The organism is Escherichia albertii NBRC 107761 = DSM 17582, assembly GCF_000759775.1.
Lineage (GTDB): Bacteria > Pseudomonadota > Gammaproteobacteria > Enterobacterales > Enterobacteriaceae > Escherichia > Escherichia albertii.
Genome location: NZ_BBMY01000010.1, coordinates 1 through 24770, shown reverse-complemented (window position 1 = coordinate 24770; position 24770 = coordinate 1). Strand labels below are relative to the sequence as shown.

At 46.0% G+C, this 24770-nt stretch carries 23 protein-coding genes and 1 pseudogene; 13 read left to right on the top strand and 11 right to left on the bottom strand.

From position 1 onward, the window contains the following. Window positions 1-41: 41 nt before the first annotated feature. The 5 genes from EA14781_RS03205 to EA14781_RS03185 form a co-directional block, all read right to left on the bottom strand. The gene (locus tag EA14781_RS03205) at window positions 42-572 is read right to left on the bottom strand and encodes a helix-turn-helix transcriptional regulator (RefSeq protein ID WP_000480294.1); all 531 of its coding nucleotides are present in this window, start codon (window positions 570-572) and stop codon (window positions 42-44) included. A gap of 146 nt (window positions 573-718) precedes the next feature. After that, entirely contained in the window at window positions 719-1285 is a 567-nt protein-coding gene (gene slp / locus EA14781_RS03200; protein WP_001044206.1) for an outer membrane lipoprotein Slp, read from the bottom strand. A 346-nt stretch (window positions 1286-1631) separates the two neighbouring features. Then, a complete protein-coding gene (locus EA14781_RS03195) occupies window positions 1632-1811 on the bottom strand; it encodes a hypothetical protein (RefSeq protein WP_002460167.1) in 180 nt (59 codons plus the stop codon). A gap of 56 nt (window positions 1812-1867) precedes the next feature. Then, on the bottom strand, window positions 1868-2206 hold the full coding sequence (locus tag EA14781_RS03190; RefSeq protein ID WP_000806446.1) for a HigA family addiction module antitoxin: 339 nt from the start codon (window positions 2204-2206) through the stop codon (window positions 1868-1870). Window positions 2207-2277: 71 nt separating this feature from the next. Continuing rightward, the gene (locus tag EA14781_RS03185) at window positions 2278-2580 is read right to left on the bottom strand and encodes a type II toxin-antitoxin system RelE/ParE family toxin (protein ID WP_000162413.1); all 303 of its coding nucleotides are present in this window, start codon (window positions 2578-2580) and stop codon (window positions 2278-2280) included. 184 nt (window positions 2581-2764) lie between these two features. On the opposite strand from EA14781_RS03185, the gene EA14781_RS03180 reads away from it, so the two are divergent. Continuing rightward, the gene (locus EA14781_RS03180; RefSeq protein ID WP_000532313.1) at window positions 2765-3244 is read left to right on the top strand and encodes a hypothetical protein; all 480 of its coding nucleotides are present in this window, start codon (window positions 2765-2767) and stop codon (window positions 3242-3244) included. A gap of 89 nt (window positions 3245-3333) precedes the next feature. On the opposite strand, the gene EA14781_RS25155 is transcribed toward EA14781_RS03180, so the two are convergent. Then, complete coding sequence (locus tag EA14781_RS25155; RefSeq protein ID WP_000553433.1) at window positions 3334-3507, bottom strand: hypothetical protein; 174 nt, start codon at window positions 3505-3507, stop codon at window positions 3334-3336. 27 nt (window positions 3508-3534) lie between these two features. Between EA14781_RS25155 and dinQ the strand changes: the two genes are divergently transcribed. Further along, entirely contained in the window at window positions 3535-3618 is an 84-nt protein-coding gene (dinQ, locus tag EA14781_RS03170; RefSeq protein WP_001295215.1) for a damage-inducible type I toxin DinQ, read from the top strand. A 53-nt stretch (window positions 3619-3671) separates the two neighbouring features. On the opposite strand, the gene gorA is transcribed toward dinQ, so the two are convergent. Both gorA and rlmJ read right to left on the bottom strand, forming a co-directional pair. Beyond that, complete coding sequence (gene gorA, locus EA14781_RS03165; protein WP_000160823.1) at window positions 3672-5024, bottom strand: glutathione-disulfide reductase; 1353 nt, start codon at window positions 5022-5024, stop codon at window positions 3672-3674. A gap of 71 nt (window positions 5025-5095) precedes the next feature. After that, window positions 5096-5938 carry a 23S rRNA (adenine(2030)-N(6))-methyltransferase gene (rlmJ, locus tag EA14781_RS03160; RefSeq protein WP_000954227.1) on the bottom strand — a complete coding sequence of 281 codons (843 nt, stop codon included), beginning with the start codon at window positions 5936-5938 and terminating at the stop codon, window positions 5096-5098. Between the two features lie 201 nt (window positions 5939-6139). Between rlmJ and prlC the strand changes: the two genes are divergently transcribed. Continuing rightward, the gene (gene prlC, locus EA14781_RS03155; RefSeq protein ID WP_000184162.1) at window positions 6140-8182 is read left to right on the top strand and encodes an oligopeptidase A; all 2043 of its coding nucleotides are present in this window, start codon (window positions 6140-6142) and stop codon (window positions 8180-8182) included. A 7-nt stretch (window positions 8183-8189) separates the two neighbouring features. Next, window positions 8190-8942 carry a 16S rRNA (guanine(1516)-N(2))-methyltransferase RsmJ gene (gene rsmJ / locus EA14781_RS03150; protein ID WP_000686603.1) on the top strand — a complete coding sequence of 251 codons (753 nt, stop codon included), beginning with the start codon at window positions 8190-8192 and terminating at the stop codon, window positions 8940-8942. Window positions 8943-9154: 212 nt separating this feature from the next. On the opposite strand, the gene dtpB is transcribed toward rsmJ, so the two are convergent. Beyond that, the gene (gene dtpB / locus EA14781_RS03145) at window positions 9155-10624 is read right to left on the bottom strand and encodes a dipeptide/tripeptide permease DtpB (RefSeq protein ID WP_001098674.1); all 1470 of its coding nucleotides are present in this window, start codon (window positions 10622-10624) and stop codon (window positions 9155-9157) included. 317 nt (window positions 10625-10941) lie between these two features. Next, on the bottom strand, window positions 10942-11376 hold the full coding sequence (gene uspA / locus EA14781_RS03140; protein ID WP_000323570.1) for a universal stress protein UspA: 435 nt from the start codon (window positions 11374-11376) through the stop codon (window positions 10942-10944). Between the two features lie 389 nt (window positions 11377-11765). Here uspA and uspB point away from each other — a divergent pair, with 389 nt between their 5' ends. Then, a complete protein-coding gene (gene uspB / locus EA14781_RS03135; RefSeq protein ID WP_000626187.1) occupies window positions 11766-12101 on the top strand; it encodes a universal stress protein UspB in 336 nt (111 codons plus the stop codon). 243 nt (window positions 12102-12344) lie between these two features. On the opposite strand, the gene pitA is transcribed toward uspB, so the two are convergent. After that, on the bottom strand, window positions 12345-13844 hold the full coding sequence (pitA, locus tag EA14781_RS03130) for an inorganic phosphate transporter PitA (protein WP_000902768.1): 1500 nt from the start codon (window positions 13842-13844) through the stop codon (window positions 12345-12347). Window positions 13845-14075: 231 nt separating this feature from the next. Between pitA and EA14781_RS03125 the strand changes: the two genes are divergently transcribed. From EA14781_RS03125 to EA14781_RS03090, 8 genes and pseudogenes are all read left to right on the top strand, one after another. Continuing rightward, window positions 14076-15278 carry a BaiN/RdsA family NAD(P)/FAD-dependent oxidoreductase gene (locus EA14781_RS03125; RefSeq protein ID WP_000439147.1) on the top strand — a complete coding sequence of 401 codons (1203 nt, stop codon included), beginning with the start codon at window positions 14076-14078 and terminating at the stop codon, window positions 15276-15278. A gap of 142 nt (window positions 15279-15420) precedes the next feature. Beyond that, window positions 15421-16263, top strand: coding sequence for a TnsA endonuclease N-terminal domain-containing protein (locus EA14781_RS03120; RefSeq protein ID WP_000090707.1), 843 nt, complete (start codon window positions 15421-15423; stop codon window positions 16261-16263). Continuing rightward, window positions 16250-18373: a TnsB C-terminal domain-containing protein gene (locus EA14781_RS03115; RefSeq protein ID WP_000351432.1), complete on the top strand. Its 2124-nt coding sequence runs from the start codon at window positions 16250-16252 to the stop codon at window positions 18371-18373. Before EA14781_RS03120 ends, EA14781_RS03115 begins: the two co-directional genes overlap by 14 nt. After that, window positions 18373-19821 (top strand): ATP-binding protein, encoded by a 1449-nt coding sequence (locus EA14781_RS03110; protein WP_001049180.1) that lies wholly within the window; start codon window positions 18373-18375, stop codon window positions 19819-19821. The genes EA14781_RS03115 and EA14781_RS03110 overlap by 1 nt, the downstream gene beginning before the upstream one ends. 40 nt (window positions 19822-19861) lie before the next feature. After that, window positions 19862-21418, top strand: a complete 1557-nt coding sequence (locus EA14781_RS03105; protein ID WP_001353602.1) for a TnsD family Tn7-like transposition protein — start codon at window positions 19862-19864, stop codon at window positions 21416-21418. Between the two features lie 11 nt (window positions 21419-21429). Continuing rightward, window positions 21430-22356 (top strand): hypothetical protein, encoded by a 927-nt coding sequence (locus EA14781_RS03100; protein ID WP_000262423.1) that lies wholly within the window; start codon window positions 21430-21432, stop codon window positions 22354-22356. 352 nt (window positions 22357-22708) lie between these two features. Next, complete coding sequence (locus EA14781_RS03095) at window positions 22709-23008, top strand: helix-turn-helix domain-containing protein (RefSeq protein ID WP_001097216.1); 300 nt, start codon at window positions 22709-22711, stop codon at window positions 23006-23008. Between the two features lie 563 nt (window positions 23009-23571). After that, a pseudogene (locus tag EA14781_RS03090) lies at window positions 23572-24750 on the top strand (ATP-binding protein); the annotation flags it as partial. Window positions 24751-24770: the final 20 nt, after the last annotated feature.

Here is a 24770-nt window from a genome sequence, read left to right as displayed (position 1 = left end):
CGGGCCCATGTAGTATTCATGACCCGCGTCGGGTAGATGATTTAAACCAGATAATGAATATGTTGATGGCGAACCAGCTCATTGATCCGTCGGAGATGAAGGATCATCATGATATTGTGTTTGTGGCAGTAAAATGTTTTGAGCGATATTTTTAACTTCTCCAGAATATCTTCCGTTGTCATTTCTGTAGCAATGCAAGTCAGTACCTGATGCTGTTTTCGTGACAGTAAGACATCGGCTTCTGGCGCAGAGCAGTAACTGCCATTGATTAGCGCGACAAAATCAATGATGGTAATATTTCTTTGTACAAATGTGACCGGGGTTTTCCCCAGACAGCGTTTAATATTAAACGGTGAGAAAATAATGACATGGAACGGTTTCAGGCGCTCAATTTTCGTGAGCATTGCCGAATGAAAAACATTATTCATTAATGTATCAATAATGACTAAGGCGTTCTGATGCAACGTTAAGTCGATATCTTCTTCATTCTGTATATGAACGACATTACCTTTATTTAGAATGTTCTTCATGGCAATAAAGAACATCGTATCTCTGGTAATCACAAGAAACATAGCCGACTCCTGCTGCGAATATTAACTTTATATCAGGTAGCCAAAGGTAATTAACTGGGCTGGAATTATTATTATATTTATCTGCTTACTGTATATTAGTGTCGAAGAAGCAGGTATCTTAAAAATACCTGCATCTTCAGGCTAAATCATTTCACCAGTTCAGGTGTTACCTGGCTAACTGCATTGGTATAGTACGGCGCACCCCAACCCGGTTCTGGCCAGAAAGCGCCGTAACCGTAATCCCACAAGTTGTAGGTGGTGTTAACCACTTCTCTTAAATGCCATACCTGGATCCCTTGTACATTTACGTCAACGAAGTTGTACGGGACTTTATTGATAAAACCCGGCTGTTCGCCCTGAATTGTGCCGAGGATGGTGACAAAGTGATTGCGGTAGTTCACCGGGTCAAGGAAGCCATTTTGTCTGGCGAGCAGGCGGCCCTGATAGTTAGCTTCAATATCGGGTTTGGCATAGCTATCCAGCGGTAATACGGCGATTTCTAACAGCGTATCTGTTTTGCCGTTAATGACATTGATAACCTTACCGCCAAAGCGTGCTTGTTGGCCGACATATAAGCCTGGTTGGTTATGAACAGCAACAAAACTTTTTTGAATATCTGGTTGGTTGTTGCCTTTGATATTCTGCGGAATCGAACTACATGCGGCAAGCAAAAATGAAAGGCTGAGGATGAGTGCACCTTTTGTCTTGTTCATGTTACTATCCTTATCAACAAATATTAAAAATATAATAGATATTTATTTATGATTTTCATCTGCTTGCCTGGAGATATACCTGATAGTAACGTAAACCTGTCTGATATTTATATGCTTCAGCTATGCTTCTTGATGGATGTCATTGGCGGGGGTAATGTTATTATATTATGTCTCATAACACCGTCTATTTCAAAATAGACAGTGTTATTTTTATACTCACGGTAATATCTGTGCAAAGATATTATGCAGATTAATTTTTTCACCATTTATAAAATGTAATGTAGTTGTATTGTTATTTGTATTTTGTTCATGTCGTGGGCGCGGCGGAAGCAAATTATTCCCATCTTCACGACTCAACATTAGTCTGCACAGGCAATTCGGTGACATTCACCTCGTTGATGCGCAGGGTAGGTACATTTTCTGCATTTTCCGGGGTGTTCATTTCCGGTTCGTTATCGAACATCGGTTCGACCGCACGCAGTGCGCCCTCATAATCCTGTTCTGTACGGATAGGTTTAATGTTCATTAATTCCAAAAAAAAGCCCACTTTTTGAGTGGGCTTTTTGTCTGTGTTTTACAATATCAGGCTGCTTTTTTATTCAGATTCCGCTGAGAAATAAATTCTTCAGCAGTAGTGATACGGCTTAACTCTTCCTGAACGCGCATATCATTTTCAACTTCCCACAGGTCTACTGCGGTCTGAAGATTAATCCAAAAATCTACAGAAGTATCGAATGCTTTTGCCAGGCGATATGCCATATCCATCGTTAGCTTACGATTATTATTAACAAGAGCACTTACGGTGTTGCGATGAACATGAAGTATTTCTGCTAACTCGTTGATCTTAAGCTCTAACGGCTCCAGGTATTCGTACAGCAGGATATCACCTACAGTCGTCGGTTTTCTGGTTGCCTGTTTCATTTTTTGCCCTTACTAGCGTGCGTATTAAGTGGACTCTGGTCAGTACCCGGTTCATCCGCCGGGTATTTGTTTTAGTATTTGTGAGGGTCGAGATACAAGTCCTCGGCCTTTCCGTTAACCCACTTAAAAATTAACCTATATTGATTATTCACCCTTATTGATGAATAGCCGTTTAGCTTCCCTGACAATTCCTCATACCGATTACCTGGTGGTGATCTCAAGTCCTTCCAGGTAGTTGCGGCATTGATAATATCCAGCTTCCGCAACAATGTAATATGAATATCAGAAGGTATCTTTTTGTGTGGTGTTGAAAATTCAAAAAAATCATCAAGCCACGCATCCCTGAAATCCTTTATGTTAATTTTTTTGGTCATTGGTCATTGGTCATTGGTCATTGGTCATTTTATCCTCCATGATGATTAATGAATGTCACAATGATAGCGCACCACCGCACTGTGCGCAAGTGCATGTCACGGCAATTCCCCGCCGCCATCCAAAATCACAATCTCCCGAAAATCTTCCTTTCGATACCTGATAAATCGACCTTTGAGGACGCTTATGGGCCGTTTTGACGAATGGTTTGCTGATGATGCAAGCCTGATGAGAAAGGGAACAGAATATGACAGCACGCAGAGAGAAGAGACAACGACGGTTGAAGCGAATGAAGGAAGCACAACGGAAAATGGGAAGGTCAGTACAGGGCCATTCAGTATTCTGGAAGAACACGCTGCCACCGAAGCTGATAGCCATGATAATTGGCCTGATAATACTGGTGACTCTGTTACGGAAGTGATTGAACCTGACATCGCAGCCCTACCGGCATCGCTCGCTAACAGAGAACCAAACCAGCAGCTTAAAACCCGATATAACGGGCACAAAGCATTAACGCATGGTCATGAATTCTTTCGCCGCGAACTCCTGAGCATTGTACCTGATTGCCGCCGTACTAAATTTTGTCCGAATCAGGACGTAAAAAAACCGACTTTACGTCGGTTTTTTTACTTTTCAGCCCTGAGTTGGTGGCTCTGGCTGGAGTGAGATAGTCATCATCTAACGCATCAATGCTAATACCATACTGAAACTATTGCAAGGACGTGCTGGTTTTATGACCTGCACATACTGTATGATTATCCAGTTAGCTCTGAGGCATTTTCACTCTGGCAATGCGCATAAACGCTTTCAAAGTCCTGATCAGTGGTACGGGTGGTGCCGTTAACTGATGCTCTGGCCGGAGTGAGATAGTCGTCATCTAACAATGAGACACGCACCGTGACAGGCAGTGGATGAGTAAGCGGATGCATTCTCACTCCATCGCATGGAGAAAACGGGTGATTGATAAAGCAATCATCGTTCTTGGGGCGTTAATTGCGCTACTGGAACTGATCCGCTTTCTGCTTCAGCTTCTGAACTGATAGCGGAAACGTAATTAAGGGCAAAGAGCACACCACTCTTTGCCCTTTAACATTTAACGCATGGTCACGAACTCTTCTGCCGCCGTCGGGTGAATGGCAACCGTGTTGTCAAAGTCTTTCTTGGTTGCGCCCATCTTCAACGCCACCGCGAAGCCCTGCAACATTTCGTCCATACCAAAACCAATGCCATGAATACCGACAATCTTCTCTTCTGGCCCAACGCATACCAGTTTCATGCGGCACGGCTGGCGGTGAGTGGTGACGGCGGTATACATCGCAGTGAAAGAGGATTTATACACTTTCACCTGATCGTCGCCGTACTGCTCGCGTGCCTGAGGTTCCGTTAGACCAACAGTACCAATCGGCGGATGGCTGAAGACCACAGTCGGAATGTTGCTGTAATCCAGATGTTCATCCGGCTTGTTATTAAACAGGCGTTCAGAGAGACGGCGGCCTGCCGCCACAGCCACTGGGGTCAGCTCCACTGCACCCGTGTTATCGCCCACCGCGTAAATACCTTCAACGTTGGTGTTTTGATATTTATCAACGACGATATAGCCTTTTTCGTTGGTTTTAACGCCCGCGGCTTCGAGGTTGATGTTGTCATTGGCAGGCTCACGACCAATCGCCCAAATCAGGCAATCCACCGTTTCACTGCGCCCATCTTCCAGCTCCAGCGTCAGGCTACCATCGGCATTTTTCACCACCGCTTTCGGGATGGCGTAGGTATGCAATGTGGGGCCTTCGGTATTCATCACTTCGACCAGAGTTTCAGTGATCATCGGGTCAAAGCTGCGCAGTGGTGCGTGTTTACGCACAAACAGATGCGTCTTCGCGCCGAGGCCGTTAATCACGCCCGCCAGTTCAACGGCGATGTAACCCGCGCCAACCACTGCCACACGCTCCGGCAATGCGGGAAGGGCAAAGAAACCATCGGAATCAATACCGTATTCCACGCCTGGAATATTCGGGTGGCTCGGACGACCGCCGGTGGCGATCAGAATATGATCGGCAGTAATCGTTTCGCCGTTAACCTCCAGCGTTTTGGCATCAACGAAGCGGGCAAAGCCCTTGATTACATCAACGTTATTTTTACCGAGCACGTTTTCATAGGAGGTATGAATACGGTCGATATAAGCGGTACGGCTGGCGATCAACGTTTCCCAGTTGAATTTGTTGATGGTGGTATCAAAGCCGTAATCCGGGCCGTACATGTGAATCGCTTCGCGGATTTGCGCCGCGTGCCACATTACTTTTTTCGGCACGCAGCCAACGTTCACACAGGTGCCGCCCAGCTCTTTGGCCTCAATCAGCGCGCATTTCTGGCCGTACATAGCTGCGCGGTTGATGGAGGCGATACCGCCGCTGCCGCCGCCGATGGCGATGTAATCATAGTGTTTAGTCATGACAGAGTGTCCTTATCATTGATTACCGCGATTGTAGCGCGAGACGTAAAAGGTGCCAGCAATGGCTGCAATTACTCCGGCACGATCCAGCTTACAGTGGCGTGCCCGGTGCCTGCCGGAACCAGCTTGCTGTGCAGCCACGGCAGCACGTTATTCATCTGCTGTTCCAGCTTCCATGGCGGGTTAATCACAATCATGCCGGAAGCGGTCATGCCACGGCGATCGCTGTCTGGCAGTACCGCCAGTTCAATCTGCATGATCTTACGGATACCGGTCGCTTCCAGCTCGTGGATCATGCGCTTGATTTGCTGGCGCAATACCACCGGATACCACAGCGCATAGACGCCCGTAGCAAAACGTTTATACCCCTCATTAATGCCGCTGACCACCGCCTGATAGTCGGTTTTCATTTCATACGGCGGATCGATAAGGATTAAACCACGGCGAGAAACCGGCGGCAGTTTGGCCTTAAGCTGCTGGAAACCGTCGGCTTTTTCAACGCGCGCACGATTGTCTTTCTGGAATTCCGAACGTAACAACGGATAATCGCTCGGGTGCAGTTCAGTCAGTTGCAGGCTGTCCTGTTCACGCAGAAGCTGACGAGCAATCAACGGTGAACCCGGGTAGTAGCGCAACTGCCCGCTACGGTTGAAGTGTTCCACCACGCTGATGTACGGCTCCAGTTCTGCTGGCAGGTCGTCCTGCTGCCAGATACGGGCGATGCCTTCGAGATATTCGCCAGTACGTTCGGCATGTTCGCTGCCTAACTGATATCGCCCGGCACCTGCGTGGGTGTCGAGATAGAGAAACGGTTTATCTTTCTCTTTCAGCGACTCGATGATCAGGCTCTGAACGGTATGTTTAAGGACGTCGGCGTGGTTGCCAGCGTGGAAGCTGTGGCGATAACTGAGCATGGATAAAGGTGTTCCGGTAAGTAAAATCGGCCCGTATTCGGGGCGCACAAAAGCGTATCTGGACAGTATACCGAAAAGAGGCCGCCGCCGCGAAAGCGTAACGTTTCTCATTGAAATTCACTACACTTAACCCCATGCTACAGACATTATGTAAAGCGCCTGTGAGCGTTTCGTTCCCCCTATTTAACCAGGACTGTACCTATGACGAATCCGTTACTGACTCCCTTTGAACTACCACCATTTTCTAAAATCCTGCCAGAGCATGTTGTTCCCGCTGTAACCAAAGCGTTGAGCGATTGCCGCGAAAATGTGGAGCGCGTGGTAGCGCAGGGTGCGCCGTACACCTGGGAAAATCTCTGCCAGCCGCTTGCGGAAGTGGACGATGTGCTGGGGCGTATTTTCTCCCCGGTCAGCCACCTGAACTCGGTGAAAAATAGCCCGGAACTGCGTGAAGCCTACGAACAAACTCTGCCGCTGCTGTCGGAATACAGCACCTGGGTCGGGCAACATGAAGGGCTGTATAAAGCGTACCGCGACCTGCGCGATGGCGATAACTACGCCACGCTGAACACGGCGCAGAAGAAAGCGGTTGATAACGCACTGCGTGATTTTGAACTGTCTGGTATCGGCCTGCCGAAAGAGAAACAGCAGCGTTACGGAGAGATTGCCACCCGTCTTTCTGAACTGGGCAACCAGTACAGCAACAATGTCCTTGATGCGACGATGGGCTGGACCAAACTCGTTACCGACGAAGCGGAACTGGCGGGAATGCCAGAGAGCGCACTGGCTGCGGCAAAAGCCCAGGCTGAAGCGAAAGAACTGGAAGGCTACTTGCTGACGCTGGATATCCCAAGCTATCTGCCGGTAATGACTTACTGCGACAACCAGGCTTTGCGTGAAGAGATGTATCGCGCTTACAGCACTCGCGCTTCTGATCAAGGCCCGAACGCCGGTAAGTGGGACAACAGCAAGGTGATGGAAGAGATCCTCGTTCTGCGTCACGAACTGGCGCAACTGCTGGGCTTTGAAAACTACGCATTTAAATCGCTGGCAACAAAAATGGCAGAGAGCCCGCAGCAGGTGCTTGATTTCTTAACCGATCTGGCAAAACGTGCGCGTCCGCAGGGCGAAAAAGAGCTGGCGCAACTGCGCGCCTTCGCCAAAGCCGAATTTGGCGTGGATGAGTTGCAGCCGTGGGATATCGCGTACTACAGCGAAAAACAAAAACAGCATCTCTACAGTATCAGCGATGAACAACTGCGTCCGTACTTCCCGGAAAACAAAGCGGTTAACGGCCTGTTTGAAGTAGTGAAACGTATTTACGGCATCACTGCCAAAGAGCGTAAAGATGTTGATGTCTGGCATCCAGATGTCCGTTTCTTCGAACTGTATGACGAGAACAACGAACTGCGTGGCAGCTTCTACCTCGATCTGTATGCCCGTGAGAACAAACGCGGCGGGGCGTGGATGGATGACTGCGTAGGCCAGATGCGTAAAGCCGACGGTTCGCTGCAAAAACCGGTCGCGTATCTGACCTGTAACTTCAACCGCCCGGTGAATGGTAAACCGGCGCTGTTTACCCATGACGAAGTGATCACGTTGTTCCACGAGTTCGGTCACGGACTGCATCATATGCTGACCCGCATCGAAACAGCGGGTGTTTCTGGTATTAATGGTGTGCCGTGGGATGCGGTCGAACTGCCGAGTCAGTTTATGGAAAACTGGTGCTGGGAGCCGGAGGCGCTGGCGTTTATCTCCGGTCACTATGAAACTGGCGAACCGTTGCCGAAGGAGCTGCTGGATAAAATGCTGGCGGCGAAGAACTATCAGGCGGCGCTGTTTATCCTGCGTCAGCTGGAGTTCGGTCTGTTCGATTTCCGCCTCCATGCCGAATTCCGCCCGGATCAGGGAGCGAAAATCCTCGAAACCCTGGCAGAAATCAAGAAACTGGTCGCCGTGGTACCGTCCCCGTCCTGGGGCCGCTTCCCGCACGCTTTCAGCCACATTTTTGCCGGTGGTTATGCCGCAGGTTACTACAGCTACCTGTGGGCCGATGTGCTGGCGGCAGATGCCTTCTCGCGCTTTGAGGAAGAGGGTATTTTCAACCGTGAAACCGGGCAGTCGTTCCTCGACAACATTCTGAGTCGTGGCGGTTCGGAAGAACCGATGGATCTGTTCAAACGCTTCCGTGGTCGTGAACCGCAACTGGATGCGATGCTGGAGCATTACGGCATTAAGGGCTGATCATTCAGTGAAAATCTGCTTAATTGATGAAACAGGCGCCGGAGACGGCGCCTTATCTGTTCTGGCGGCCCGTTGGGGGCTGGAACACGATGAAGACAACCTGATGGCGCTGGTGTTAACGCTGGATCATCTGGAACTGCGCAAGCGCGATGAACCGAAGCTGGGCGGCATTTACGTTGATTTTGTTGGTGGGGCGATGGCGCACCGTCGCAAATTTGGCGGCGGACGCGGTGAGGCGGTAGCAAAAGCGGTGGGCATTAAAGGCGATTATCTGCCGGATGTGGTAGATGCGACCGCAGGTTTAGGGCGCGATGCTTTTGTACTGGCTTCGGTCGGCTGCCGCGTGCGGATGCTGGAACGTAATCCGGTGGTTGCCGCATTGCTCGACGACGGCCTGGCGCGTGGTTATGCGGATGCGGAAATCGGCGGCTGGCTGCAGGAGCGTTTGCAGTTAATTCACGCCTCCAGCCTGACGGCGCTGACTGATATTACCCCGCGCCCGCAGGTGGTCTATCTCGATCCGATGTTCCCGCATAAGCAGAAAAGCGCGCTGGTGAAAAAAGAAATGCGTGTCTTTCAATCGTTGGTGGGGCCGGATCTTGATGCCGATGGATTGCTGGAGCCTGCGCGGTTGCTGGCGACCAAACGCGTGGTGGTGAAGCGCCCGGACTACGCGCCGCCGCTGGCGAATGTCGCCACGCCAAACGCGGTTGTCACCAAAGGGCATCGTTTTGATATTTATGCTGGTACGCCAGTGTAAAAGTAAAAGCGGGTAGCATTATTGCTACCCGCTTTTACTGTGTTCGTACCGGATGCGGCGCGAACGCCTTATTCGGCCTACAAAGTCGCGAAAATTCAATGTGTTGATATTCTCTTGTAGGCCTGATAAGCATAGCGCATCAGGCAATCTTACATTTACCATCATTATCAAACTGGGTAGTGTAATTGCTATCCAGTTTTCTGCGACAAAGATTAATGGCTTTCCGGCGTCTCAATCATCCGTTTCAGCCATGGCACCATCAACAGCATCACTACTGCAACGCCCAGCGTGACCAGACCGATCTTACCAAACACGTTGGTATAAACAGGCAGCGTCTCAAGCGGATCGGTAATGTTGTCCGGTACCGCCGTGAATGTTGCCACATAGCCACCCAGCAAGAATGCGGCAGCCTGCGTCAGGAACCACATCCCGAGAATAAAGCCCATTAAATGTTGCGGCACCAGCGCGGCAATCATCGCCAGGCCCAGGGCGCTAATCAGCAGTTCACCTAAACTCTGGAACAAGTAAACCAACACGATAAACCACGGCGACGTCAGCCCTTGTGCATCAGCAAACCACATTCCTGCCGCGGCAGCCGTCAGAAAGCCCAGTGAGCACATAAACATGCCGAGGGTAAATTTCATCGGCATGGAGAGGTCTTTACCTTTGTTCCCAAGATGCGTGTAAATACCGGCCAGAACCGGGCTGGCGAGTACGACCCAGAACGGGTTCAGCGCCTGGAAGCTGACCGGGTTGATGGAAAAACCAAGAATTTCATGATGCACGTTGTTGATAGCAAAGAAGTTTAGTGACGTCGGCATCTGAGCGTAAAGGATATAAAACACCACCGCTTCAAGCATCAGGATAAAGGCGACAAACATTTTATTGCGCCCGGTTTTATCCAACTTGAATGCCTGACGGAAGAAGATAATCGTCACCACAATGGAGAGAATAATCAGTACCAGGTTGGCGATTTCTACGTTGTGCATCAGCCATGCACAAACGAAGATCATCACCACGCTGCCGAACAACACGTACAGTAGTTTGCTGAAGCTCATTGGCCGGAAATCGGGTTCAGAACCAATGTATTCCACCATTCCTCGACAGGCGATGTAGACTAGGAGTGCGACAATTAATCCGGCGCCGCACAAGTTATAGGTGACGGAATAGCCGAATTTGTCGGCAATAACCGGCGCCAATGACAACGCCACTAACGAACCGATATTGATCGACATGTAAAACAGGGTGAAAGCGCCATCGAGACGCGGATCTTTCGGTGGATAGCACTTCGAAAGCAGGCTTGCCGGGTTTGCTTTAAACAGGCCGTTACCGACGGCAATTGTTCCCAGTGCGATAAAGATGAGATCCGGCTTGAGTAGGGACATTCCCGTCATGAAGTAACCAATTGCCAGCACAATTGCCCCGAGGACAATAGTGCGTTTGGTCCCCAACAGATGATCGCCAACATAGCCACCGATCGAGATAAGCCCATAGACCAGCGCAGCAAAAGCGCCGAAGGTGACAAAGGCCTGCTCTTGTGAGAATCCGAGCTGTTTAACGAAGAAAACCGCCAGTACGCCCTGCACGCCGTAGTAGCCGAATCGCTCCCATAACTCGACAAAAAAGATCATGAAAAATGGGCGAGGTTGCCGCAGCATCCCCGTGGGTGTTGTTGTATTCATATTTATTAACCTTCCAATACCATCCTGAAAAGTATGAACGCGTAAGGGGTAACGCGCGAAAAAGTTTACCTCTGTCAGGGATCCTTAATATTGATGCAGTGAATAGATTAATACACTATTACAACAGAAAATAACCAGATGATCACACTAATGATGAAGATTATGATGGTGTTAAATTTTGAATTTGGCAGCGATTTTGATTGCGTACGTTGACCGTAGGCCAGATAAGGCGTTTACGCCGCATCTGGCAACAAGACGCGCCAAAAAGCAAAACGCCCGCAAAAGCGGGCGTTCAGGAGCGATTCGAAGAGGGGGGATTATTCTTCTTCGTCACGCAGTGGAACAATCAGCATATCCACGTGAACGGTGTTGATAAGCTGGCGTGCGGAAGACATCAGCTTGCTCCAGAAGTCCTGGTGGTGACCACAAACCACCAGATCCATATCGTATTTCTTGATTGCATCAACCAGAACCTGGCCAAGATCGCCGCTGCCGCTAAGAGTTTCAGTGATGGGATAACCTGCGTTGGTGGAGAGTTCGCTCAGAGCGTGATGAGTCTCTTCAGAGATGCGTTTCTGCATGTCGCCCAGATTCACATCAATAAGCCCGGTGTATAGGTCAGAGTAGTTCACATCTACGTGGATCAGAGAAACTTTCGCATTGTAGGGGCGGGCCATAGAAACCGCTTTCTCTACCAGTACTTTGCTTTCCGGGGAGAGATCAACCGCGATGAGAATGTGTTTATAAGCCATAGTGTTACTCCTTCCATAAAGTTGTCGATGACTGGCCAGCTAGCGTTTCTTGTGCCGTTACGTCACCCGCGTCCTGCGAACTCCATGCGCGGGGCTAACCCAGCCGTAAAGATTCAGTTTAAGACCATCCTTACCTTATAGCGACCCGGATGATCCGTCAATCCGCCTCGCTTACCAGGTAGATAAACAAATTTTCGACATGAATGTATTGATAGTGGTTAACCTTATGGAAAAAAAACAACCTGATCTCCTACACTATCTATAGAGCCGCTCTGATGTTCGTCACGACAAAAGCGGTTTCTCCAGGACCTGGTGTTAACTGATTGGCAGCGTATCGGGAGCGGTAGCCCCGGAGTGGAACTCCGCGGGCAGGTCGCCGGGGAGGAGGTATGATAAGCACCGTCGCATTATTTTGGGCTTTATGTGTCGTTTGCATTGTTAACATGGCGCGCTATTTCTCATCACTACGCGCGTTGTTAGTGGTACTGCGTAATTGCGATCCATTGCTCTATCAATATGTAGATGGAGGGGGCTTTTTTACCTCACATGGCCAACCTAACAAACAGGTGCGTCTCGTTTGGTATATCTATGCGCAACGGTATCGCGATCATCACGATGATGAGTTTATCCGTCGCTGTGAGCGCGTACGTCGGCAGTTTATCCTGACCAGCGCATTGTGTGGTCTGGTGGTGGTTAGTCTGATTGCGTTGATGATTTGGCATTAAACGCCATAGAGATAACACATAAAAAAGCGGGCCAGTAAACTGACCCGCTCAAGAGTGATGGCAAACGCAAAATTGCCTGATGCGCCACGCTTATCAGGCCTACACAATCTCTGCAATATATTGAATTTGCATGTTTTGTAGGCTGGATAAGGCGTTCACGCCGCATCCGGCATAAACAAAGCGCACGATGTCAACAATCTGAAGCGGGCCAGTTTACTGACCCGCTCGTTTTGGTGCGTGTAATTACAGGAACTGCAAGGAGATCCAGTAGAGCGCGCCGGAGAGCAGTACCGCAGCTGGCAGGGTGAATACCCAGGCCATCAGAATGCTGGTCACCGTTTTGCGCTGTAAGCCGCCGCCATCAACGACCATCGTCCCCGCAACAGAAGAGGAGAGTACGTGGGTGGTAGAAACCGGCATCCCGGTATAACTCGCCAGGCCGATAGAAACTGCCGCCGTCATCTGGGCAGACATACCCTGAGCATAGGTCATGCCTTTCTTACCGATTTTCTCACCGATAGTCGTTGCCACGCGACGCCAGCCGATCATTGTACCGATACCCAACGCCAGTGCGACCGCCATGATTATCCAAATCGGCGCGTACTCAATAGTGCTGAGCATATCGGACTTCAGTTTCTTCAACAGACGCTGATCATCCGCAGTAACGCCAGGCATTTTCACCACTTTGTCGATGGTGTCAGAAACGCACAGCATAATGCGGCGCATCTGGCTACGCTGATCAAGCGACAGCTTGTCGTAGCTTTCCACATCGGCGGTCAACATGCCCTTCAGGCGATTAAGTGCGTTAATGGTATTCGCAGGATGGCAGTGGAACTCAACGGGTTGCGTTGCGTCCACCTTCGGCGTTGGCGCTAACTGATCAGCACCGGTTGCCTGTTTCAACAGTGCAGGGTGTTGCTCAAAGTAAGCTTCCACGTTGTTGATTGCATCGCGGGTACGGGTGATTTCGTAGCCTGAGGCATTCATGTTAACCACAAATCCCGCAGGCGCCACACCAATCAGTACCAACATAACCAGACCAATGCCTTTCTGACCATCGTTCGCGCCGTGGGAAAACGCCACGCCGATGGCGGAAAGGATCAGCGCGATACGCGTCCAGAACGGCGGCTTTTTCTTGCCGTCTTTCTTTTCACGTTCCGCTGGGGTCAGGTGGATACGAGCGCGTTTCTTGGTGCCGCTCCAGTAGCGACGCAGCAAGAAAATCAGACCGCCAGCAAACACCAGGCCGACAATAGGGGAAACGATCAGAGAGGCGAAAATACTTAATACTTTCGGGATATTGAGTGCATCCACCACTGATGTTCCGTTCATCAATGCATTGGTTAAACCAATACCTATGATTGCGCCAATCAGCGTATGGGAGCTGGATGCAGGCAAACCAAAGTACCAGGTACCCAGGTTCCAGATAATCGCCGCCAGCAACATAGAGAACACCATAGCAAGGCCATGGGACGATCCCATATTAAGCAGCAGATCTGTCGGCAGCATATGCACAATGGCATAGGCAACACTCAGACCACCCAGCAAAACACCCAGAAAATTGAACACTGCCGCCATAACCACAGCGAGCTGAGAACGCATCGCGCGGGTATAGATGACAGTTGCCACGGCGTTGGCTGTGTCATGGAAACCATTGATGGCTTCGTAGAACAGCACAAAAGCCAGTGCAAGCAATAATAACAGCCCGGTATGCAAATCCAGGCCAGCAAACAAATGTAGCATAGGACGTTACGCCATTTTGAGGACATGAACGCGGCGCATTATCAGTGACTTTCGCGGCGCGGGCAAAGTGAAATATAGACTTTTTTTGATTTGCCTCCTGTATGGATTTCACTCAAAAAATAATTATCTTATATAATTCAGGCAAATACTTCCTTTTAGTAATATTGACGCTGGTGTGACCACTGAGGAATCTTTACAATTCACGCCCGTTTTTTCTAAGAGGAGCGCAACGTGGAAAGGTTTGATGCCATTATTATAGGCGCTGGTGCGGCAGGCATGTTCTGTTCTGCGCTGGCAGGTCAGGCGGGACGCCGGATTCTGCTGATCGATAATGGTAAAAAACCAGGGCGCAAAATCCTCATGTCTGGCGGTGGACGTTGCAACTTTACCAACCTTTATGTTGAACCGGGGGCTTATCTGAGCCAGAACCCGCATTTTTGTAAGTCTGCCCTCGCCCGGTTTACCCAGTGGGATTTCATTGATCTGGTCAATAAGCACGGCATCGCCTGGCACGAGAAAACGTTAGGGCAACTCTTCTGTGATGACTCTGCTCAGCAGATTGTCGACATGCTGGTGACGGAGTGCGAGAAGGGCAATGTGACCTTCAGATTGCGTAGCGAAGTGCTGAGTGTGGCGAAAGATGAAACGGGCTTCTCGCTTGAGCTGAACGGCATGGCTGTCGGTTGTGAAAAGCTGGTTATTGCGACCGGTGGACTCTCAATGCCAGGGCTCGGAGCGTCTCCGTTTGGCTATAAGATTGCCGAACAATTTGGCCTCAACGTATTGCCGACGCGCGCTGGTCTGGTGCCATTCACCTTGCATAAACCGTTGCTGGAAGAGTTACAGGCGCTGGCGGGCGTGGCAGTGCCTTCAGTAATAACCGCCGAAAACGGCACTGTATTTCGTGAGAACCTACTCTTCACTCATCGTGGCTTGTCTGGTCCTGCGGTGTTGCAGATTTCCAGTTACTGGCAACCCGGTGAGTTTGTCAGCATTAACCTGCTACCGGATGTCGATCTGGATACCTTCCTTAATGAACAGCGTAACGCACATCCGAATCAAAGCCTGAAGAACACACTGGCGATTCATCTGCCGAAACGGTTGGTTGAACGGCTGCAACAACTCGGGCAAATCCCGGATGTGACGCTGAAACAGCTCAACGTGCGGGACCAACAGACACTCATTGCCACGCTGACCGAATGGCGCGTACAACCCAACGGCACTGAAGGTTATCGCACTGCTGAAGTGACGCTCGGCGGCGTGGACACCAACGAGCTTTCTTCACGAACGATGGAAGCGCGCAAAGTGCCTGGCCTGTACTTCATCGGTGAAGTCATGGATGTCACCGGCTGGCTGGGGGGCTATAACTTCCAGTGGGCGTGGTCGAGTGCCTGGGCTTGTGCGCAGGATTTGGCGGCTGTCCGAGGACAATAAAGTTGTACACAAAGCACTAAAGTTGTAACCATTCTCAAAAAACGACGCTAATGTTGTATACTTACTGAATGTGTGGTTATAGGGTTGGAGACTATAAAATGCACATATAGGTACGTATCAATGTCGTTTTTAGGGTACGATCATGGCTAGGGGTAGGCGTCTCAAATCCTATTTGGATTATGAAAATGCGCTAGGTGACGGCATAGGAGTGGGCTATGGCCAAAGTTATCAGCCCTGGCTTAGAGCTCAGGACGTTAAATCCCGTGGAAACCGTTCGATAGTCTTTGGCCTTAAGACGTTTCGAAACCATCATCTCCTTTCTTCTGTCGAAAGTAACTTTTTCTATCTGGCTGAGTTTAATGACTCGGTGATTGATATCCGGGAACAATTCCCACTCTTTCCTCTCCGGCTTACCCAACAAATAGCAAATCATCTACATTTTCAACATCCTATGGTGAGGGGAGTAAGAGGAGTACCTGTCGAAGTTCTGAATGTTATGACAACCGATTTTTTACTGACCTTGAGAACTCCTGAAGGCGGACTTCGATACAAAGCTATAGCAGTAAAACATAACGAGAGCATACCTGAACGCGAAGCCCAAAAACTTGAAATAGAGAGGATGTTTTGGCAGTTGATTGATGTTGAGTTTCAAATTTATGTTGGCTCGGAACTCAATAACGTCGTCGGTAAAAACATTTGCTGGGCTACTTCTGTATTAAGAGATGGTTCTGAATTTTATGATAAATATCCTCTTGATAAAATCCTATGGAAGCTTAAACCAGATGTTTATCCCATAGTAGGACTACGTGCAATGATTTCATCAATCTTTGGGGTAGATGCACAAGAAGCGATGATGTTATTGCAGGCAATGATTGGATTAAAAATGATAAATGTTGATTTATCATATCCAATACTCGAAACCGGTCTGATAAAGATAATTTCCAATGACCACTATATAGGACTGAACGCAAATGGATATTATTAGGAATTCAGTCTGGCTCTCTCAAGGCACTGATTTGCTTGCAGAGGGACTTTACCGTGTTTTGGATTTTGACAGAAAGGTCGATTTGTTAATTTTGTTTAAAATAAAATCAGAAAGAACGGGTAAGCCAATCCCTTTCTCATTTTCAATGTTTAAATATTATATTGAATCAAATAGCATAACTTGTGAAGATTATATATATCCTTCATATATGTTAGTAGATGAGAAAGAATTAACAGATAAAGACAGAGGAAGGCGAGATGAAAATTACAATATCATTAAAGATCTTGTAGATGACAGAATGTTTCTGTTCGACTATGCATTACATAAAAAGTCGCACCTTTTAATGGATTACTCAAGAAATAAAAAAATATCACAATATACTATCAGAACGCTTCTGGCGTTGTATTGGCGACATGGGCAGGATATTTATGCATTGCTACCCGCATTCTCGAACTGTGGCGCCGCTGGGAAAAGTAGAATCAAACATGAAATTAAACTTGGGAATTCCAAAAAAAACAGAGCATTACCTAATGAACGATCACGTGTTTTCATTCTTAATGAAAGAGATATAAATAATATTAGAAAATCTCTCATTACGTATCATTATAAAGTTAACGGAGATACGATAAAGAAAACATTAGAGAGACATATTGATTTGTATTTTAGGGATGAAATTAAAACAGCAAACCTAGAAAATAGAGCTCCATATGTTCCTTCTTTAAAACAATTTTCATACTGGAATAAAAAACTCTTCACTAAAGATTTCTCGATAAATAAGAAGAACACGAAAAAAGAAATAGACCTCAAAATGCGGGCGCTTTTAGGTAGTGTGGCTAATACAACTGTTTTGCCGGGTGATGTTTTCGAAATAGACTCAACTGTCGCTGATGTACATCTTATTTCGAGTTTAAACAGACGAAAAGTCATTGGGCGTCCTACTATTTATACAGTGGTGGATCGTGCAACAAGAATGATTGTTGGCCTTCATGTTTCTTTATACCATGCTTCATGGCGAGCCGCCCGACAAGCGTTAGCAAATTGCTTTATGCCAAAAAAAGAATATTGTAGATTATTTGGAATCTCTATTACTGATGATGATTGGCCTTGTTCTCACATTCCATTAACATTGATGTGTGACAACGGGGAGATGATTGGTCTTAAACCTCAGGAAGAGATGACCCCCCTGACAAAACTTGAGTTTGCGCCAGTCGGTAGAGGCGACAGAAAAAGCATTGTTGAACGCTGTTTCGGCATTCTGAATGATGAGGTTATTCATAGGCTTATTGGAACAACACGAAGGGGAAAGATTGTTAAAGGAGAGCCAACACCGCAATCCAGGGCTTGTTTAACGATTCAGGAGGTCACGTCTTTACTGATTCGGGAGATACTTGCACATAATCAGAGAACGTATGAGGAACTGGCTTATATCAATCCCTTACTGATTGAAAATGATCTCGTAATATCACCAAAAAATAGTTGGATGATAAGCTTAAAGCACGGGAGATTCAGCGCAAGAGCCGTTGGGGCCGACGAAGTGATCGCACGATTGTTAATCCCTGTGAACGCTAACATTACCGCCGGTGGGATTCAGTACAATAATCTTTTTTATGAATGTGATCCTGAAATTGCATCAGGTGTCAGAGTATTTGGAAGAACCACTTGTGAAGCAAGAATAGATGACAATTGCGTAGATTATATATATGTAAGATTTGACAAAAATAGCATTTTCAAAAAACATTACCTACTTAAGAAAAGAGATGTATTTAAAGGGAAAGCTCATCTTGATACAGATGTAATGGCTGATTGGGTAGATACTCAAAAAGAAATTAATTTATTTACTCTGGATTCGCTCAGCAATATCAATAATAAAGATGAATTTAACAGGAAAGGTAACGAAAGATTAAATGAAATATACGAATCTCGCCGGGTACATGGTAAAGATATTAAAAAGAACAGGAAAAATGAACTTGATTCATTAGGGCGAACTCATGTTGCTAATGGAAGATCTGAACCCCTACTTCCTTCATCCAGTAATGTTCTGCTTTTGCCTGGCCGGGAGGAGAAACAAAGATGGTTAAAAGGTAAGAAGAAGACTGAGGACGCAGAATAATGAATCTTATACGGCGCGTTTCAGCGATATATAAAGAACAGGAGTTACCTGAGTATCGTGGCAATCCCTTAATTGAAGCACTTCCTGAAGCGCTTACGGAAGATGAAGTACTTCTGGAAATGAGTTATTTCCCCGAAATTGACGAAAAAATCCGCTGGACTGCCCCGGCGAATGTTAGAGAGCAGTATGTCGAACGTATAAAGAAATTCCGTTGCCCTCAAACCAATCTTATCCAGGCTTATAAGATGATCTTACGGGCACTTAGGGAAAGCTATGCAGCTCGTAATCCTTTAAAAAGCGGAACAATTCAATATCTTCATTACTATGGAAATGAGCGTCCTGATATTGAGCCAGAAAGTGGATATTTTAAATCCCAGGCTGAAACTATTACGATAGTTGGAATGAGTGGTTCTGGAAAAACTACCATGATTGAGCAAGTCATGGATCATTTCCCTCAGATTATAGAACACAGCAGCTATAAAGGAGTTTTTCCCGGCTTCAGTAAGCAAATTGTATGGGTAAAGATTAATTGTCCATACAATTCAAGTGTGAGAGACCTTTGTGAAGAGATTTTACAAAAATTAGATGATGCAATTGGTATTGAACGAACTACACCTGAGATTAGAAATGGTGCTCTGGCTCGCCAGATTGCACAAAGAATTAAATCATCATTTTTGGGTATCCTTGTTATTGATGAAATGCAGAGGCTTAAATTTTCAAGAACCGGGGGTGAGAGTAAGTTGATTGATTTTTTACATGAAATTGTAGATTCCATGGGGGTATCTATGGTTTTTTGTGGAAATCATCCTTTTGACGAGACGCTGACAAAGAAAATGAGAATTGCCAGGCGGGCAGAGTCTGGTGGTTACATGAAAATTAAGAATGTTAGATACGATTCACAAGACTGGCAATCGTTTATTCATTATTTATGGCCATTACAATGGACAAATGTTGAAACTCCATTAAATGATGAGTTAAACGAAAAATTATTCATTTTATCTAAAGGCAATATTGGATTGGCTCAGATGATTTATCGGGGGGCACAATTAAAGGTTATCGGTAGCGGCAATGAAATCATCACTGGCGCAGTCTTGTCGGCCTCTGTACCGGTACTCGTGAGTCATACGGAGGAATATAAGGATACTCCACTCCCGGGGGCCGCGACTGAAGATGAGGAAGCTAAATGGCTCTCTGCATCTAATGAGGGTGATGCTTCGGCTAAAATCATGGCAGAGAAGTCCCTAAAGTCTTTGATCCCTGGGGATATAGACAGGCCACAGCACAAGGAATTCGTAGGAAAAATAGACGAGGTTTTGCGCAATTTCGACGAGAAAATACTGTCTCTTGACCACGATCTTGTTATCAACAGAACAGCTGAAAAGAAAAATACCTACGATGCTCTTCAGCGTTGCGGGCTTATAAATATAGATCCACTTAATAAATTGTAATGAGGTAACAGTTCGTAACGGTCAAAGAGAGGTGTGGGAAATGAGAATGTTGCCTGTTTTGCCTGATGAATCCTTGTTCAGCCGGTTTTGTCGGACAACTACCGTGTACGGTATGTCCCTATCTTCTCTGTTAACGATCATTTTCAACAAACCTGATATGAACGTCCATCCAATTCTCAATTCAGGATTAAAGGCTATTTCTCTTCATACATCCGAAAGTGCAGATCAGCTCTGGCATGAACAGACTTTACTCCCTCTTTTTGCCTGGGCACTACCAATCAGTCGTAATGAAATTATGGATTTCAACACGACCCCTGCCAGGCTTAATCGATTGTGCCGCCTTAGTAATTTTTCACTAGGGCAGCGCACACTATTGAAGTTTTGCCCGGTTTGCGCTCGTGAAGATACTTTTCATTATGGTGTTACTTATTGGCATCTGGCGCATCAGCTTCATGGGGTTACAACCTGCCATCGGCATCCGGTAGCGCTTGAAAGCATCCATGTCCCTTCTTCACCGCACATACGTATTGGACTGATGCCTCCTGTTTCGTATACAGAACAACTTAGCAATGAGATAGACTTCGATTTTGCTAAGTTTTGTTATGAGTCCCTAAATATAATCAGAAGAAAAGATATTACACACCCCAATTACATGGATGTACTTAAAAAGTTGAATTTATTATCATTGGATGGAAATTTAAAGAAAAATGTATTCTACGCACATGTTTATGCTAAGTGCCAGTTATTTGGGGAGGGTTCATCGGGACTTATACCAACATCCCTAACTGATTATCATTACTGGGAGCCTATACTCAAAGACAAATGTTGTCAGCATCCCACAAAGCATCTTTTGCTTTGTTATTGTTTGTTAAATACTTGCTGGCCAACGTATGCAGGAAGTCGTACTAATAAAAAGAAAGAAATCTTTAAAAGTCATAAGAAATACAGTTTTCATATAGTTGAAAATAATACTAGTGTTAGCAACCTTGGGAAGGAATTTAGTCGCAGCAGATGTTACATTAAAACACTTATTTATAAAAAATACCTGAGGGCGTTTAAGCGAAACACAAAAATTAATATATTCACTGAATTGCTTATCAAGTCTATGGCTGTAAGGGGGTTTAGTCTGGCATCCATAGCTGAGAAAAACTCATTATCGGAAGGAGCTGTATCCTCTGTAATTTCATCTTGTTACGGTTTATGCTCATGGCGTAAAAAATGTAAAAAAGATTCTTTAAGACGGCGTCATAAGCAGAAAATATTAAGATTTATACATAATCAATCCGTTTCTATAACACGAAAGTTAGTCAAAGAAAGTTGTTATGCAAGTTTCTATTGGCTAAATAAACATGAATGTGACTGGCTTAATTCCTGTCTTCCTAAAACAATACGATGCTATAAAAATAAAAGAGTAGACTGGAGCGAGAGAGATATTATCTCATCATCATTAATAAATGATGTTTTATCTCAGGGGCAGTACTCGATGTCACTTACAAGTCTAGATGCTTTACTGGGAGGGCATGGCTGGCTTTTGAAATACAGAGATAAACTACCAATGACAATGATACTTCTCAGAAAAATGGAACTAATTAAATAAGAGGGAGTTATATGGTTTACGAAAATGAATTGTGGCACAGTTTTCTTCTGCGTTCACAGATAATGTATAACTTATCCAATTGCAGGAACATAATATCAAAGCATGGCGCACTAAGGTACGATGCCTTTCCTCGTTTCGAACTGATTGATATGTACAAATTGCATAGCTTGCAGGATATATATGACATTCTTGCCACTAGAAATGGTTATATACTAACTTCCAATATAGTGTCGTTATCTTCTGGTGTTTACGGGTATTTTAACGCTGTTGAAGATGCCTGTCGGAAAAATTTTCACATAACTAATTCATATCCATTGGTAAACATCTCAAACATTCGTTACTGTCACAAATGTATTGTTGAAGATATACACTCTAAAGGCATTGGTTATCTGCGTCATAGATGGTTGTTTGAATCTAAATGTGCAGTTCATAGTACCAGTTTATATGAGGTTTGTTTTGATAACTATTTGAATGCAGTGAAAGGACTTAGTGACTTAATTATAAGTGGAATAAATCCTCATGGTTATTGTTCCCTTGTGGTTGACGTTTCAAACCCTTTCAAAAATCCAGTGTATATATTACCATGTGCACGTAATAAAATTTTAAAATGGATTTCGGACAATAAAAATATGCTGATTTACTTTCTCTTTGATCTCTTCAAATGTAAGTCGCATTCAAGTTTATCTAAGGTTATCGAAGTCAAGATAATGCATGATAGATATATTTCTGCGGTGTTCAAGATGTTAAGTGAAGTTAATTTTTGTAATTTCAACTCATTTATTTCTGATATTTTTGAGGACGTAAGTTATGCCTCTATCGGACTTGATGATTATTCTGTTAATGTGCATTTTCTCAGGCTAAGGGCTGCAGATTGTAAATTTTGCCAGTTGAATGGTAAATATTTTTGCTCACTTTACAATGTAAAACTTCTTCGCTAATTTCACTTCATTTATAAAATACTAAGAAAGCTAGTTAGATAAGGTTTTATATTTTGACTGGGGCAGGAATAAATTATCACTCATAGAGTTTCCCTGGGGGTTACCACCTGTGTATGATGCCGGTTAGCAACAACGTCTAAAAGACCTGCGATCACGTGGGTCCCTCTCCAGCAAAGGGGCAAGGGGTGCTATATAACGGTGTACTGCTTACCCAATACGGCCTTGTATTTGAAAGATGCCGCATCTTGGCAGGATTCGTATTACAGCCTATAGTCTGTTAATGAGCATTACAGCCTATATGCTGTAAATCCCTGCGTTATGCTTGTTAACTCGTCGATACGGAAGGTCACTTATGAACACTCAATACGCTTTGAAGACTTTGAATCAGTTACGTCCTGTTTTAATCGGCTTTCGCAAAGCCAATGGACTGACGCAAAAAGATGTTTCTGAACGTTTGGGTATAACACAGCAAACTTATGCCCGACTAGAGGCCAACCCTGCAAGTGCGGGTTTTGAGCGTTTGTTTAGGGTGTTCAGCGTCCTTGGAGTGGAGATCGTACTTTCATCCAGGGAACCATTGTCAGATGCAAAGCCCGAATACGGAGCTATGCACAATTATTCTTCACTTCCAGCCAGGCGGGAGAAATGGTGACGCCTGGCGCTTCCCGGTCTAATTTTTCTTCAACAAGATTAACCCCTTAGCGGCCTGAAGTATCAGGTTGCGATAGAGCCTTTCATTTCTTCTGTTATGTTAAATACACCATTTTGAGCTATTTCGCTCGGCCTTAAATTATCTCTTCATTCTTCAGTGAAAATTTTATGTCGATCACATTATCGATGAATTTAGGAAATAATCCGTAAATGAAAATCTATCTTCTTTTAAATTCATCAGTGTCAGTAGCAAATATTACGCATAAAAGAATGGTTATTATTATCATTTAAATTATAAAGCTCATGAGTCAATTCCAAAAAATATAATAAGCATTGAAATCATTACCCGTGATTCTGGAGTTTTAACTTTGCCATGTAACCAACCACAAGTTAGTTTCCGGTGTTTTGAGGGGCAGTAAAGTTCTGAAAGCGCGACCAGATCATAATCCCGAAATGTCGTTAAGATATTCTGAATAACGGTTATCCCTGCTTGTTGGCAGGCATTTGAAAATATATTTTGTATTCAGGTTGCAGCAAAACGCTTTCTTACACACAGGACTTCATATGCGGCTCAGAAAATTAAAACTGAAAAACTTCAGAGGCTACAGAAACTCTACTGAAATCATTATTGATGAAAGCATGACGGGTATTGTCGGTCGTAATGACTTTGGGAAATCAACGCTTCTGGAAGCGCTGGCTATTTTTTTTGAAACAGAAGGAATGAAGGCTGACAAGAATGACATGAACTGTTTCAGCCTAAGAGAAGGGGACGGCCGTTTTGAAATAGCCTGTGAATTTGATGACCTGCCCGATTTTATCATGATCGACGACAGGGTGCAGACCACGCTCGCCTCAGAACATCTGCTGAATGAGGACGGCAATTTTGAAATCGTCAAAACGTTTAAAGCAACGACCTCAGGAAAACCGGAGCAGACCTGCATCCGCTGCATCCACCCGGATGAGGAGCCCCTGAGAAATTTACTGGGCATGAAAATTTCTGAGCTCAAGGCGGTGGGAAAAGAAGTTGAAAAAAATGTGGCGGATAAACGCACTGCATCGTTATGGCGTCAGGCCATCAGGGAAGCCGCAGCCCCCTATACCTGTTCGGAAATTATGCTGGATGTCGATAAAGAGTTCGGAACCGACACAAAATCATTATGGGGTAAGATCCTCGATTTGCTGCCCACGTATGCGATTTTCAAAGCCGACAGGGAAAGCAGCGACGGGGATTCCGAAGCTAAAAACCCCTTACAGCAGGCCGTAAAAGACGCTCAGGCTGCGCTGCAGGACAAAATTACAGCGCTGGAAAATGAGATTCAGGACAGCGTCCTGGATGTCGCACAGAGAACGCTGGATAAATTACGTGAAATGGCCCCCGAACTCGCCAGTGAACTGACTCCACGATTTAAGGAGAAACCCAAGTGGACCTTCAATTTCACCCTGGACGGGGAAAATGGCATCCCCATCAATAAGCGCGGCAGCGGGATAAGGAGGCTTATCCTGTTGAATTTTTTTCGGGCTGAGGCTGAAAAGAATGTCGCGGGGACGCCCAGAAATGTGATTTATGCCATAGAGGAGCCTGAAACGTCACAGCATCCGAACTATCAGATGATGCTGATGAAAGCGTTACTGGCACTGGCAGGCCAGCCGCACCGTCAGATTATCGTCACCACCCATGTCCCGGCGCTGGCCGGATTAATCCCTGTCGAAGGCGTACGTTATGTTACCCGAAATGAGGCGGGTGTCAACGACGGATGAAAAGT

What these genes read in the sequence shown, in the direction of transcription:
- EA14781_RS03100 (WP_000262423.1), top strand. Translation starts at nt 21,430, where the DNA reads ATGGTTTACGAAAATGAATTGTGGCACAGTTTTCTTCTGCGTTCACAG.
- pitA (WP_000902768.1), bottom strand. Translation starts at nt 13,844, where the DNA reads ATGCTACATTTGTTTGCTGGCCTGGATTTGCATACCGGGCTGTTATTA.
- EA14781_RS03195 (WP_002460167.1), bottom strand. Translation starts at nt 1,811, where the DNA reads ATGAACATTAAACCTATCCGTACAGAACAGGATTATGAGGGCGCACTG.
- EA14781_RS03185 (WP_000162413.1), bottom strand. Translation starts at nt 2,580, where the DNA reads ATGACCAAAAAAATTAACATAAAGGATTTCAGGGATGCGTGGCTTGAT.
- prlC (WP_000184162.1), top strand. Translation starts at nt 6,140, where the DNA reads ATGACGAATCCGTTACTGACTCCCTTTGAACTACCACCATTTTCTAAA.
- uspA (WP_000323570.1), bottom strand. Translation starts at nt 11,376, where the DNA reads ATGGCTTATAAACACATTCTCATCGCGGTTGATCTCTCCCCGGAAAGC.
- EA14781_RS03180 (WP_000532313.1), top strand. Translation starts at nt 2,765, where the DNA reads ATGGGCCGTTTTGACGAATGGTTTGCTGATGATGCAAGCCTGATGAGA.
- gorA (WP_000160823.1), bottom strand. Translation starts at nt 5,024, where the DNA reads ATGACTAAACACTATGATTACATCGCCATCGGCGGCGGCAGCGGCGGT.
- EA14781_RS03115 (WP_000351432.1), top strand. Translation starts at nt 16,250, where the DNA reads ATGGATATTATTAGGAATTCAGTCTGGCTCTCTCAAGGCACTGATTTG.
- uspB (WP_000626187.1), top strand. Translation starts at nt 11,766, where the DNA reads ATGATAAGCACCGTCGCATTATTTTGGGCTTTATGTGTCGTTTGCATT.
- EA14781_RS03095 (WP_001097216.1), top strand. Translation starts at nt 22,709, where the DNA reads ATGAACACTCAATACGCTTTGAAGACTTTGAATCAGTTACGTCCTGTT.
- slp (WP_001044206.1), bottom strand. Translation starts at nt 1,285, where the DNA reads ATGAACAAGACAAAAGGTGCACTCATCCTCAGCCTTTCATTTTTGCTT.
- EA14781_RS03110 (WP_001049180.1), top strand. Translation starts at nt 18,373, where the DNA reads ATGAATCTTATACGGCGCGTTTCAGCGATATATAAAGAACAGGAGTTA.
- EA14781_RS03205 (WP_000480294.1), bottom strand. Translation starts at nt 572, where the DNA reads ATGTTTCTTGTGATTACCAGAGATACGATGTTCTTTATTGCCATGAAG.
- EA14781_RS03105 (WP_001353602.1), top strand. Translation starts at nt 19,862, where the DNA reads ATGAGAATGTTGCCTGTTTTGCCTGATGAATCCTTGTTCAGCCGGTTT.
- dtpB (WP_001098674.1), bottom strand. Translation starts at nt 10,624, where the DNA reads ATGAATACAACAACACCCACGGGGATGCTGCGGCAACCTCGCCCATTT.
- EA14781_RS25155 (WP_000553433.1), bottom strand. Translation starts at nt 3,507, where the DNA reads ATGCATCCGCTTACTCATCCACTGCCTGTCACGGTGCGTGTCTCATTG.
- EA14781_RS03120 (WP_000090707.1), top strand. Translation starts at nt 15,421, where the DNA reads ATGGCTAGGGGTAGGCGTCTCAAATCCTATTTGGATTATGAAAATGCG.
- rlmJ (WP_000954227.1), bottom strand. Translation starts at nt 5,938, where the DNA reads ATGCTCAGTTATCGCCACAGCTTCCACGCTGGCAACCACGCCGACGTC.
- EA14781_RS03190 (WP_000806446.1), bottom strand. Translation starts at nt 2,206, where the DNA reads ATGAAACAGGCAACCAGAAAACCGACGACTGTAGGTGATATCCTGCTG.